This is a genomic window from Bacillus sp. FSL M8-0063, assembly GCF_038005545.1.
GTDB lineage: Bacteria > Bacillota > Bacilli > Bacillales > Bacillaceae_G > Bacillus_A > Bacillus_A wiedmannii.
Genome location: NZ_JBBOTJ010000002.1, coordinates 273,641 through 287,259 on the forward strand (window position 1 = coordinate 273,641; position 13,619 = coordinate 287,259).

General features: G+C 34.0%; 10 protein-coding genes. 5 read left to right on the forward strand and 5 right to left on the reverse strand.

The window, feature by feature from the left end; all coding sequences use genetic code 11:
- Nucleotides 1–3: 3 nt before the first annotated feature.
- The 3 genes from lrgB to msrB all read left to right on the forward strand — a co-directional run bounded on the left by lrgB (nt 4) and on the right by msrB (nt 3,123).
- On the forward strand, nt 4–696 hold the full coding sequence (gene lrgB / locus MKX31_RS23950; RefSeq protein WP_064476029.1) for an antiholin-like protein LrgB: 693 nt from the start codon (nt 4–6) through the stop codon (nt 694–696).
- A gap of 326 nt (nt 697–1,022) precedes the next feature.
- Entirely contained in the window at nt 1,023–2,066 is a 1,044-nt protein-coding gene (locus tag MKX31_RS23955) for an AI-2E family transporter (protein WP_001165997.1), read from the forward strand.
- A 91-nt stretch (nt 2,067–2,157) separates the two neighbouring features.
- Nucleotides 2,158–3,123, forward strand: coding sequence for a peptide-methionine (R)-S-oxide reductase MsrB (msrB, locus tag MKX31_RS23960; protein WP_064476030.1), 966 nt, complete (start codon nt 2,158–2,160; stop codon nt 3,121–3,123).
- Between the two features lie 24 nt (nt 3,124–3,147).
- Here the strand turns inward: msrB and MKX31_RS23965 are convergent, their stop codons facing one another.
- Nucleotides 3,148–6,264 (reverse strand): efflux RND transporter permease subunit, encoded by a 3,117-nt coding sequence (locus tag MKX31_RS23965; protein WP_262763977.1) that lies wholly within the window; start codon nt 6,262–6,264, stop codon nt 3,148–3,150.
- Between the two features lie 143 nt (nt 6,265–6,407).
- Between MKX31_RS23965 and MKX31_RS23970 the strand changes: the two genes are divergently transcribed.
- On the forward strand, nt 6,408–7,280 hold the full coding sequence (locus tag MKX31_RS23970) for a TetR/AcrR family transcriptional regulator (protein ID WP_088047709.1): 873 nt from the start codon (nt 6,408–6,410) through the stop codon (nt 7,278–7,280).
- 29 nt (nt 7,281–7,309) lie between these two features.
- Here MKX31_RS23970 and MKX31_RS23975 read toward each other — a convergent pair whose 3' ends face one another.
- Both MKX31_RS23975 and MKX31_RS23980 read right to left on the reverse strand, forming a co-directional pair.
- Entirely contained in the window at nt 7,310–8,281 is a 972-nt protein-coding gene (locus tag MKX31_RS23975) for a glycosyltransferase family 2 protein (protein WP_001170707.1), read from the reverse strand.
- 36 nt (nt 8,282–8,317) lie between these two features.
- Nucleotides 8,318–8,701 carry a GtrA family protein gene (locus MKX31_RS23980; RefSeq protein WP_000413281.1) on the reverse strand — a complete coding sequence of 128 codons (384 nt, stop codon included), beginning with the start codon at nt 8,699–8,701 and terminating at the stop codon, nt 8,318–8,320.
- Nucleotides 8,702–9,002: 301 nt separating this feature from the next.
- Here MKX31_RS23980 and MKX31_RS23985 point away from each other — a divergent pair, with 301 nt between their 5' ends.
- Nucleotides 9,003–10,445: a glycosyltransferase family 39 protein gene (locus MKX31_RS23985; RefSeq protein WP_064476033.1), complete on the forward strand. Its 1,443-nt coding sequence runs from the start codon at nt 9,003–9,005 to the stop codon at nt 10,443–10,445.
- 55 nt (nt 10,446–10,500) lie between these two features.
- On the opposite strand, the gene MKX31_RS23990 is transcribed toward MKX31_RS23985, so the two are convergent.
- Both MKX31_RS23990 and MKX31_RS23995 read right to left on the reverse strand, forming a co-directional pair.
- Nucleotides 10,501–11,958, reverse strand: coding sequence for an ArnT family glycosyltransferase (locus tag MKX31_RS23990; RefSeq protein WP_064476034.1), 1,458 nt, complete (start codon nt 11,956–11,958; stop codon nt 10,501–10,503).
- Between the two features lie 92 nt (nt 11,959–12,050).
- Entirely contained in the window at nt 12,051–13,604 is a 1,554-nt protein-coding gene (locus tag MKX31_RS23995) for an ABC-F family ATP-binding cassette domain-containing protein (protein WP_064476035.1), read from the reverse strand.
- Nucleotides 13,605–13,619: the final 15 nt, after the last annotated feature.

Below are 13,619 nucleotides of genomic sequence, written 5' to 3' on the forward strand. Positions count from 1 at the left end.
AACATGGCAAGTACAATGACTCCATATTTCGGAATCGTCGTTTCATTAGTCGCATACGGAATCGGAACATTATTATTTAAGCATTCAAAAGGATTCTTCTTATTCACACCATTATTCGTAGCGATGGTATTAGGGATTGTCTTTCTAAAAGTAGGTAAATTTACTTTTGAAGAATATAATACTGGCGGAAAAATGATTAGCTTCTTCTTAGAACCAGCAACAATCGCCTTTGCTATTCCATTATATAAACAAGTGGATAAGTTGAAAAAATATTGGTGGCAAATTTTATCGGCTATCGTGGTTGGATCTATTTGCTCAGTAATTGTCGTGTTCATTGTTGCAAAAGCAATTGGTCTAGATACAGCGGTAATGAATTCAATGTTACCACAAGCAGCAACAACAGCAATCGCGTTACCGATCTCTGAAAGTATTGGTGGTATACCAGCAATTACATCGTTTGCAGTTATTTTTAACGCGGTTATTGTATACGCATTAGGAGCATTATTCTTAAAAACATTTAGAGTAAAACATCCAATTGCAAAAGGTTTAGCACTTGGAACAGCAGGTCACGCATTAGGAGTGGCAGTAGGAATTGAAATGGGTGAAGTAGAGGCAGCTATGGCAAGTATTGCTGTAACAGTAGTGGGAGTTGTAACTGTAGTTGTCATACCGATGTTTATGCCATTCATTGGCTAGTAAAACTTACTTAAAAAATGAGAAAAGCAAGCTATTTGTAGGACAGATTTCTACTGATAGCTTGCTTTTTATGTTACAGTAGTGGTAAGACCTATCTTAACAAAATGTAAGTTTCCTTAAATCTTCATTAATACTGTGTAGAATACGTTTTGAATTAGGTCATTGTATTGTAAAATAAGAAGTAAGCTACTATAGGATCTGCTAAGGGAGACATATAATAAGCTTATAAAAATCTTCATATGAATGAATAATTAAAAGTAGAAAAGAGAGAAAAATCTACTTATTAACGTTTTACTTTATAGGACAGGAGAGAGTACTCGTCGATTATGCAAATAAAAAACCTGTTTCAAAGCAAAGGATTTCAGAGGTTTCTCGTATTAGTAATACTTGCTCTCGTGTTATACGGGCTGCAAAGTATGTTGAATTTAATTTTAATTACGTTTATTCTCACATATTTAATGGATCGATTCCAAAAGTTTATTTCTCGCAAATTAGATCATTTCATGCCCATTAACCGAAAAATTATTATAGCGTTTCTATATGTAATGTTAATTGGTGGAATTGCCATTACGCTATTTAAATATTTACCAGTATTAACGATACAAATTTCACAATTGATTTATCAATTTAACGTATTTTTAAGAAACCCACCAGATAGTGAATTAATTAAATATGCAGTTAATGCTGTCAATCATATGGAACTTTCGAAATATGTAGGACAAGGCGTTGACATTTTGTATAAATCGATTACGAATGTTGGGAAATTTGGCCTTCAAGTGTTACTTTCTTTAATTTTGAGTTTATTTTTCTTATTGGAGAAAGCTCGGATCGTTGCTTTTACTGCAAAATTTAAAGAAAGCCGACTTGCAATTTTCTATACTGAAATTGAGTACTTCGGTAAGAAATTTGCACGTTCATTTGGAAAAGTAATCGAAGCACAATTTTTAATTGCAGTTGTTAACTGTGTTTTATCCGTTATTGCACTATGGATATTAGGATTCCCGCAATTATTAGGTTTAGCGTTAATGATCTTCTTACTCGGTTTAATTCCAGTAGCTGGGGTTATCATTTCGTTATTCCCGCTTTGTATGATTGCTTACAATATTGGCGGTATTATGTACGTTGTTTATATTTTAATTATCGTAACAGTAATTCATGCGCTTGAAAGTTACGTGTTAAATCCGAAGTTCATGTCGCAAAAAACAAACTTACCGATTTTCTATACATTTATGGTATTAATCTTCTCAGAACACTTCTTAGGTGTATGGGGATTAATTATCGGTATTCCAATCTTCATTTTCTTATTAGATGTCTTAGATGTGACAAGTGATGAAATGGAGCATGAAGCCAGAAAAAATAAGGTGAAGTAAAGAAAAAGCATCGATGTTCGATGCTTTTTCTTTTATAACATGATGTTTTTTATGCCATACTGTAAGCAGAAGATAAAATAGGGGTGAAATAATGGCTGTAAATGAAAAGGTAGAGTTAGCTACATTTGCTGGAGGGTGCTTCTGGTGTATGGTTTCGCCATTTGAAGAGATGGAAGGAATTATAAAGGTTGTTTCTGGCTATACAGGTGGTCATAAAGAGAGTCCAACATATAAAGAAGTATGTTCAGAAACGACGGGACATTATGAAGCAGTACAAATTACATTTGATGCAAATAAAATGCCGTATGAAGAGTTATTAAATATATATTGGAGACAAATTGATCCGACTGATATAGGAGGACAATTTCACGATCGTGGACAGTCTTACGAAACAGTAATTTTTTATCACAATGAAGAACAACATAAAAAAGCAGAGGCTTCAAAAGAAGAGCTTGCAAAGAGTGGACGCTTTTCAAAACCAATTGCGACAAAAATATTACCAGCAGCTACGTTTTATCCAGCTGAAGACTATCACCAAGGATATCATAAGAAAAATACATTCCGCTATGAGTTATACCGTAAAGGGTCAGGGCGAGATGCGTTTATTAAACAACATTGGCAAAAAGATAATGCTCATTTAAAAGAAAAACTAAATGAGATGCAATTTTATGTAACACAGGAAAATGGAACTGAGCCACCCTTTAAAAATGAATATTGGAATCATAAAGAAGAAGGACTTTATGTAGATATCGTCTCAGGTGAACCATTATTTACTTCTTTAGATAAATTTGATAGCGGGTGTGGATGGCCTAGCTTTACGAAGCCAGTTATGTCAGCAAGTGTGAAAGAAAAAATGGATGTCAGTCATAATATGACGCGTACGGAAGTGAGAAGTAAAGAGGGAGATTCACATCTAGGCCATGTATTCCCGGATGGCCCAGGACCAAATGGTCTTCGTTACTGTATTAATTCCGCAGCCCTTCGATTTATCCGAAAAGAGGAATTAGAGAAAGAAGGATATGGTGATTTTTTAGTCGTATTTGGGAATAAAAAATAACCTCGCAATTAGCGAGGTTATTTTTTATTTTACTTTTTTCTTTTTGAACTTGCTTAATACTTCATAAACGATTGGAACAATAAGAAGTGTTAATAGCGTTGAACTTGTTAATCCACCAATTACTGTTACACCAAGTCCTTTAGAAATTAAGCCGCTACCTTCAAATCCTAATGCAAGCGGGATAAGAGCCCCAATTGTTGCAATTGCAGTCATTAAAATAGGACGAAGGCGTGTTGCACCGGCTTCCAATAAGGCTTCACGTGTTGATAGCCCTTCATTTTCCTTATGAATAACGCGGTCGATAAGTACGATAGCGTTTGTTACAACGATACCGATTAACATAAGTGCACCAATCATTGCAGAGACACTTAACGTTTCACCAGAGATTAATAAGGCAACAAGAGCTCCGATAATTGTGAATGGTAGCGAGAATAAAATTGCGAATGGTGCAAGGGCACCGCCAAATGTAACGACAAGAACGAAGTATACAATGGCAATTGCAGCTAACATCGCTAAGCCAAGTTGCTTGAATGATTCTTCAATATCTTTTGTCACGCCGCCCATAGAAACATCTACGCCAGAAGGAAGATCCATTTTATCTACTTCTTTTTGAACCGCGGCAGATGCTTTTGAAACGTCATCAGATGTTAGTTTTGCACTTACTTCCGCATAAACACGGCCATCGCGGTGTTTCACTGTATTCGAAGTTTCCCCTTCTTTTACAGTCATAACATCTTTCACAGCCACTTCAGTACCAAGTGGCGTTGTAATTTTACGATTTGTTAAGTCATCGATTGTTTCATAATTTTGTTTTTCAGCTTCGACATATACATTGATATCTTTACCGTCTTTTTTAATTGTTGTCAGAACAGATCGATCATGTTGATTAGAAAGTCCCATTCCGATTTGTGCAGCCGTTAGACCCATTTTACTTAGTTTTTCCTGATCTGCGACTAAAGTATACTCTGCATACGTTTTTGCAATACTAGAGTCTATATCCTTTAAGTCTTTATTTTTCTTCATGATATTTTGAATATCTTTTACAATAGGTTTAATGTCTTCCGAGCTATCTCCGTAAACGTATAGTTTAATTTCATTACTACCGCCACTCGCTCCGAAGTCTTGGTTTTTCCATTCGCCTTTTCCAGACATCTTCTGTAAATCTTTAACGACTTGCTCTTTTTCTTTTTCGAAGTTTTTCGTGTCGTTATCATATTGCACGAAGAACATTGCTTGATTTGATTGACCAGGACTCATTGGGTTTTCGCCACCTAATGAGAATTGAATTGTTTTGACGTCTTTATTATCTTGGAAGTGCTTCTCAGCTTTCGTTGCAATTTTTTCAACGTCTTCTAACGTTTGACCTGGTTCAGGGTTGTACGTTGTAATGATCATTTTTTCTTCTTCAGATGGTAAGAAACTTACGCCGATAATTGGAACAAGTGCAAGACTACCAACTAATAGAAGGACAGCGATACTTGATGTAATGATTTTATGATTTAAAGCCCATGCAAGTATGCGTTTATACCAGTTTGCTAATTTACTTGGTTTTTCTTCATGATGTACTTCTTTTTCCCTCATGCTCTCTTTTTTAAATAAAGAGTGAGCTAACATCGGCACGATTGTAACAGCTACTAGTAACGATGCTAATAAAGCGAAGACGATAGTTAAGGCAAATGGTAAGAACATTTCACCAATCATACCTTTTACTAGTCCAAGCGGTAAGAATACAGCAATTGTTACAATGGTAGAAGACATAATTGGGATAAACATTTCCTTCGTAGCTTCACGAATTAAATCTTTTCCGCGCAGTTTCTCTTCTGATAACGACATTCGTCGGTAAATATTTTCAATAACAACAATGGAGTCATCAACAACGCGTCCAATAGCGACTGTCATTGCTCCAAGTGTCATAATGTTAAGCGTAATATCCATTTGCTTTATGACTAATACAGCAATTAATAAAGAAAGTGGTATGGAAACGACAGAGATTAATGTTGTTCGGATATTTCGTAGGAACAGCATAATAATAACAATCGCAAAGATAGCGCCAAAAATGGCTTTGCTCAGCATTGTTTCTACTGATTTCTCAATTGGTGCACCTTGGTCGAATGTTGAAATAATCTCTAAGTCTTTATATTTTTTCTCAAGGTCTTTTACTTTATCTTTCACTGCATTTACAACATCAACAGTATTCGCGTCAGCAGCTTTTACAATTTGAATTCCAATTGCTTCTTTTCCATTTGTTCGAGAAATAGATTCTGCTTTTCCGACTTCTTTAATGTCAGCAATTTCGTCTAATGTAACTGTTGGAATCCCGTTCATAGCCGCTGGATTCATTTGCGGTGTTTGTGTACCGGATCCAGCATTTTGACTACCTTGACCGCTCGGTGATGAAGGTATAGCCGGGATTTTTAACTCTTTTAATGCTTTAATTGTTGTAATATTTCCATCTACAACAACTGATTTTTCTGTGTCTTTAAATGTATATAAGCCAAGTGGTAAAGATACGTCCGATCCTTTAATTACATTTTTTACAGTATCTTCACTTAAACCTAATTCTTTCATCTTATCTTTCTTGAAGACAAGTTGTACTTCATCTACTTGTTGACCTGAAATTTGAACAGATGCAACACCATCAAGTCCTTTTAATCCTGGAACAACATTTTTTTCTACATTTTCAGTTAAGGTAGCTAAAGATTCATTTTTACTTGCTACGCTTAATGAAATAACAGGAAAGGCATTGAAGTTTACACGTGAAACTTTCGGGTCTTTTACACCTTCTGGAAATTTCACATTTGCGAGAGCTTCTTTAATTTCTGTTTCAGCCTTTTCCATATTTTTATCAAAATCATATTCTACCTGAATAGAAGATGCGTTTTGAAAAGATGATGAACTAACAACGTTTACACCACTTAAATTTTGCAGTTGCTCTTCCATCGGTTTTGAAACTTTGTCAGCTACTTCTTCTGGTGTAGCACCAGGATAAACCGTGGTTACCGTTACAATCGGTGTTGTAATATCAGGAATTGTTTCCAGCTTCATGTTCAGCCCAGAATAAATACCTGCAATGGTAACAATAATGGTTAGTAGCCAAACTGCGAACTTATTTTTTAACGAGAAATTAATGAATTTGTTCATGTTTGCGCTCCCTTTTGTATTGTATTGACCAACTGGTCAGTCTAATACATAATATAACTGACTGATTGGTCAGTCGTCAATGAAAAGGGATGGTATAATAAATTCATAATAAGATGCGAGATTAAATTTAGGAGAGACATGATATGAAAGAAAAAGAGCGTTTAATTATAGAGATGGCTATGAAGTTATTTGCGACTAAGGGTGTAAATGCGACATCAGTACAGGAAATTGTTACAGCTTGTGGCATATCTAAGGGAGCTTTCTATTTATACTTTAAATCGAAAGAGGAGCTTTTATTAGCAACACTTCGATATTACTATGACAAGATTCAAAATAAAATGATGGATATTGAAAAAGAATCATTATTACCGCGTGAAAAATTTGCAAAACAATTGCATTGCCAGTTTAACGATATAAAAAAGCATAAAGAATTTATTATTATGCATGCGAGGGAAAATGCTATACCTTTTAATAAAGAAGTAGAAGAGTTTATGATGCGGATGAAGTTAGAGTCTCACGCATTTTATCGGAATAGTTTACTGTCTATTTATGGTGAGAAGGTTATGCCTTATTTATTAGATTTAGTCATTATGGTAGAAGGCATATGCCGTGGATATTTAGAGTTAATTATTTTACAAGCGTCAGAAATTGAATTATCTTATGTTTCTGCTTTTATTTTGAAAAGAGTAGATGATTTAGTAGATGGATTGGTAGGATCTTCGGAAGAACCTGTGTTACATGAAGAAAAGCTTGGAGAATTTCTTTGCAAATCAGAGCTTATTAAGGAGCAGGTTAAGGAACACTTTTTAAAAGAAATTATCATTTTTAAACGTACATTAGCTGATCAATTAGAAGATGAGGAATTGCTTGTGACATTAGATGTTTTGGAGGCAGAAATGAGGTTGCAAAATCCAAGAATCCCGGTCATTCAAGGGATGTTATCTAATTTAGAGATATATCCAAATTTAAAAGAATTTCGTTTGAGGCTTATGGGGTATTACAATATAAAAAGGTAACAATGAGAGTTTTCATTGTTACCTTTTTATTATGCATTCACTTTTTCTTTTGTTTGTGTAGTCTCTTCTTGCTCAATATTGATTGTTTCTTTTACGATATAAATCGGACGGTTTTTACTCTCGTCATAAATACGAGCAATATATTGGCCAACGATTCCAAGACCAAGTAACTGAATACCGCTAAAGAATGTAATAGCAACCATAATAGATGCCCAACCTGTTTGCGTACCAGTACCAATAATTTTTACAGTAATTGTATATAGTAAGACGATTATTGAAATAAGAACTGATAATAAACCTAAAGTCATAACGATACGTAATGGTTTTGTTGAAAATGCAATAATGCCATCTGATGCAAATTTAATCATTTTCTTTAATGGATATTTTGTTTCACCAGCAAAGCGCTCATCGCGTTCATATTCAACATACGTTTGACGGAAGCCAACCCAAGACATCATACCGCGGATGAAGCGATTTCGTTCAGTCATTTGATTGAAAACATCAGCTACTTTGCGATCGATGATTCGGAAATCACCAGTATCTTTTGGGATATCGATATCAGACATGTAGTTTAAGAATTTATAGAAATATTTAGCTGTTAAAAGTTTAAACCAAGTCTCACCTTTACGTTGTTTACGTTTCGCATAAACAACTTCATATCCTTCTTCCCATTTTGCAATAAGTTCAGGAATAACTTCAGGTGGATCTTGTAAGTCTGCATCGATAATTACAATAGCGTCACCTTTTGCAGCAGCAATACCAGCTGTAACAGCTATTTGGTGTCCAAAGTTACGTGCGAAATTAACGATTTTTGTACGGTAATCATTTGCTGCAATCTCAGATAAGATTTCCATTGTACGGTCTGTGCTACCGTCGTTTACAAAGACAAACTCGTAATTAATATCATTTTGAAGCATAACGGACTTTAAACGGTTATAACATTCCTGTGCTACTTCTTCCTCGAAGTACATAGGAACTACAACCGAAATTAATTTTTGCATGTTGTATCCTCCGTATTTTTAATAAGTTGTTCAAGTTTAATTAGTAGCCTTTTCAGTTTGGTTGAATGTCCAAATTTTATTAAGGACAAAGTTTATAACCATTCCGACACCAATTGCGAAGATCTGTGCAATTAATGCATTAAAAGTAAGTTTATCTACCAATATAAATAAACATAATGTATTAAAAGCCAATACAATTAAATTTACAGTTAGAAATTTAAAGAACATTGACGTGCTTTTATTATTAGGTTTAAACACCCAATTTTTATTCCAATAATAGCTATTGGCAACACCAATTAAATAGGCAATGGTATTCGCAATCAGGTAGTTCATCCCGAATTTTAATAATATCCAAAAGCTAATAATTGTAATGAGTGTATTAAAGATCCCTACTAAACCAAACTTTAAGAGTTTCTCCATAATAGTATCCTCAACTTTATAAAATGTATAAATAAAACAGGAATGTAAAAAGGTTATTCGTACATAACAACTATCAATTATATCATAGTTTATGCTAAGATGTTATATGTTTTGGGTAGATATCATTTTAGGATATAAAATAAATCTGTTCATAATAAAATGATTATTTTAAATTGGTATACTAGGAAATATAAAAGCAAACATAGAAATCATGATAATATTAATGTATAGTAGCTGGTAGTGTGATTTTTTTAGGAAATATAATGTTTTCCCATATAAATATGTTAAGGAGTGAGTTTTTTTGGAACGTTTTTCTGGATTGTTTTCAACCTTTTCTACACGTGCCATATACGGCATTTATAGCTTTTTCGTTGCAATATTAATTTTTGATTATTTTTCAGATACTCAAAAATATAATTATGTAATGATATTAGTTGGAGTTTTATTATTATGTACAATTGGAAACTTTATACTTAGCAGTGGATCGCTATACCTTGAAAGAGTAAATGAAAAAATATGTTTTTTTGTACTGCTAATTATTTGTGTAGCAGTGAAAACAGCGTGGATTCTTACATACAAGATTGATCCGATTGGTGATTATGAAGCGTTTTTTAATACGGCAAAAGCATTAGGTGACAACTTTGTTATTCATGATAGATATGTTGCATTATTTCCACATATTTTTGGGTATGCTTCATTCTTAAGTATCTTCCTAAAAATATTTGGGGCAAACTTTATGATTCCACCAATTATTAATGTTGTTTTAACTACAATATCGATGGGATTAATATATTTTATAGCTAGAAGAATTGGTGGAGTGAGAACAGCGATAACAGCAAGTGTTTTATGGATTCTCTTGCCATCACAAACGATGTATAACATGTTTGCACTTTCAGAACCGTTGTATTGTACAATACTGTTATTAGCCTGGGCAATTATGATAATTGTTTATGATAAAATTGCAAATATAACGATTGCAAAGGTTCTTATGTATTCAATTCTAGTAGCTGCATTACTTGTATTAATAAATATGGCAAGGCCAATTGCAGCAGTGCCAATTATAGCCCTAGCAATATGGATGTTTATTATAGATACAAAGCATATTGGGAATAAAAAGCTACTTATTAACAAGGTGGCATATGTAGGGGTTATCATTATTGGATACTTAATGATGTCTTCGGCGGTAAATCATTATGTAACATTACGTTTAGGTGAAGAGATAGCAACAGTGCCGGGATACAATATTCATGTAGGATTTAATAAGGGAGCTTCAGGAACATGGAATCCAGGGGATTCAGCATTACTATATCATTATAGTGGTCAACCAGGATGGAGTGCTCAGGACGTTCAAAAGCAAATGCTTGAAGAAGCGAAAAAGAGAATAAAAAACGATGATATAGATTTCGGGAAACTAATGTATGATAAATTTATTATCTTTTTAGGGAACGATGATCAAGCTGTTAAATATGCAGATCCAATTATGGATCATAAAGTACGATATACTATAATTTCTAATGTTTTCTATTACTTTTTACTAGCTACTTCACTGTTCGGGGCGTTAGTAGCTATAAAAAATAAAAATAAATCTTCACTTCTCATTATTTGTTTATACACGATTGGGCTAACAATGGCACAAATGATAGTAGAAGTAGCACCGAGATATCATTATTCGGCTACAATACCTATGATCTTTTTAGCTGCTTTTGGCATTAATCATATTTACAATAAAAAAGAATATAAATAAAAAGGCATGAGCTCGGTATTGCATCGAGCTCATGCCTTTTTTATTTGGCCTTATCTTATATTTTTGTAGTCTTTCTTTTAGACATGAGACGATAAACTACATATAGTCCAGAACTTTGAATGATTGTAAAGCTAGGGATGATAAAGTATCGGTATCTTGTTTGATATTCGATTAAGAAGTGAATCGTTATATATCCAATTATTAATAATAAAAATAGTGTGTAATGTGTGTTGTTTTGCTTGGTTAGTATGAGATAAAAAGTTGCTAACGTACCAAATAACATAGTTGTAATATATATATATTTATCGTATGTCTTAAGGTCGTCTTGTAAGGTAACCATATCATTCTCTGTGTTACTTAGTGTTGCCAGACTCCATACTGGGGCGGAATCATAATCTGCCCACATAATCGTGAATTTATCACTAAATAAAGATAAAACCTTTTGTGGATCAGCTAGTCGCTCTTGAATCAATTTCTTCTCAACGGCTTCTCGTTCTTTTCCAAGCTTAAAGGACATAACATATTCTACATCTGCTGAAGAATATCCACCTCTTGTTTCGTGATTAAGTCCTACGGTGAATTTCCAGAGAGGATCCCTGTTAGATAGCGGATATTGGGTAATTCCGGCAGATATAAATGAAGAACTTATAATGTAATGAACAAGGTAAAAAATGATGAAAATCCCAGATAATTTTTTTATAGAAGTTAAAATATCCTGTTTTGATTTTCCTAATATACCTTGTAAAAAGACATAAAGAGCTACTGCAATCAAAACTAAAGCGCCAAGTGGACGCATAATATCTCCTAAAGCTAGGGAGATCCCTATAAAAATCCACATATATTTATGGGTTAGGCCTTTTGTAATTAATAAATAAAACCCAAGATAAAATAGGAATGTGGCAATATGTTGATTCGTTAGTAATGAGCTCATTACAATGCTTGGAATATATAATGCATATAGTAATCCAGCCATTCTTCCAGACCATTCATTAAAAACATATGAAGTTATTTTGTAAATTAGCAAGGTTGTTCCTGTGCAATACATTATATTTAAAAGTTTTAGAAGGAAAGGCCCTTCACCGAATAAATTAATAATGAGGGCTTGGTACATTGTAAATCCAAGTTGATAAACCCATGAAGTATAATAGTCATCTTGTGCAAAACTAAAATCGCCTTTAGTAGCTTGAATAGCACTATTGTACATCACTGAAAAATCTGATTCGATAGGAGTTGGAACGTAGAGAACCCAAATTAATCGAACAGAAAAAGCTAAAACAATAAGTGAAACGGTAAATGTAAATGTAGACATATACTTATTAGAAATATAGCCAATAAGCAAAAATAGAAGGCCTATTAGAATAATAATCGGGATGATAATAAAGGAATGTGTGTCAGTTTTTTCTTGAATTACGACTATTGATTGCCACGTTATAGCAGCAGAAATAATTAGACATAGTACTAATAAGCACTTTACAAAAAATATATTAAGCTTTAGGGGGAATGTACGTTGCATTACTAAAAACTCCTTATCAAACTGTATGGTTATTTTAAATCGAAATCCCTTTACACGCTAAATAGTAGTGTAAAGGGATTTTTTTTAGGGGATTAAGAATTTTCTTGGGCCCATTTCTCTACATCCCAAGTTTTTGTTATCCACTCTTCATAAAAGTCTGGTTCGTGGCATACAAGAAGAATTGTTCCTTTGTATGCTTTCATCGCTTTTTTCAACTCTTCTTTTGCTGTAACATCAAGGTGGTTTGTTGGCTCATCAAAGAGTAGCCAGTTACTTTCTTCACCCATTAGTTTACATAAACGAACTTTTGCTTGTTCGCCACCGCTTAATTGATTCAGTGGACGAGAGATGTGTTCGTTTTTTAAACCGCATTTCGCTAACATTGCACGTACTTGATGCTGGTCTAAGCTAGGGAATGTATTCCAAACATCATCAATCGGTGTTATATTATCAGCTTTTACTTCTTGCTCGAAGTATGATGGGTTTAAGAAGTCACCAAGACTTGTTTTTCCGCTTAATGGTTTAATCTTACCTAAAATCGTTTTTAACAGTGTTGACTTACCGACACCATTACATCCAACAATTGCAATTTTTTCACCACGTTCAATTGTCATCGTTAATTTTGGTAATAACGGATGTGTATATCCAATCTCTACATTTTCTCCTTCGAAGACGAATCGACTACTCGCACGACTTTCTTTAAACGAGAATTCAGGTTTAATAGCTGTTTCAGGACGATCGATACGTTCCATACGATCAAGTTGTTTTTGACGACTCTTTGCACGGCCAGTCGTTGAGTAACGAGCTTTATTTTTCGCAATAAAATCTTCCTGCTTTTTAATAAACTCTCGTTGCTTTTCATAAGCGTTTATATGTTGGTTCTTATTCATCTCCGCTAGTTCTAAGAATTTTTCATATGTCGCTGTATAACGCGTCATTTTTGTAAATTCGAGATGGAAAATAATATCAACACATTTATTCATAAACTCCGTATCATGGGAAATTAATAGGAATGCGTGTGGATATTCTTTTAAATAAGTTGTTAACCAATGAATATGTTCAACGTCTAAATAGTTGGTCGGCTCATCTAATAGTAATACTTCTGGTTGCTCAAGTAGTAACTTTGCAAGTAATACTTTTGTACGTTGTCCACCACTTAATGCAGCAACATCACGATCTAGACCGATTGCGTCAATTCCAAGTCCACGTGCTGCTTCTTCAATTTTAATATCTAATAAATAGAAACCGCCGGCTTCAAGAGCATCTTGAATTTCTGCCATTTGTTCAAGAAGTTCTTCTAATTCTTCTGGTGTAGCAGTTCCCATTTTTTCTGCAACTTCATTTAATGCTTTTTCTTTTTCAAATAAAGGTAAAAATGCATCTGCTAATACATCACGAATTGTGCGACCGGGTGTTAAAATTGTATGTTGGTCTAAGTAACCGTAATTTGTGCCAGGTGTCCATTCAACACGACCTTCATCATGGATAAGCTGACCAGTAATTATATTCATAAATGTTGATTTCCCAACACCGTTTGCTCCAACTAATCCAACGTGCTCTCCTGCGAGTAAGCGCATGGATACATCTTTAAATAATGTGCGATCACCAAATGTATGACCTAATTTTTCAACAGTTAATAAGCTCATAATGTCCTCCGTTCA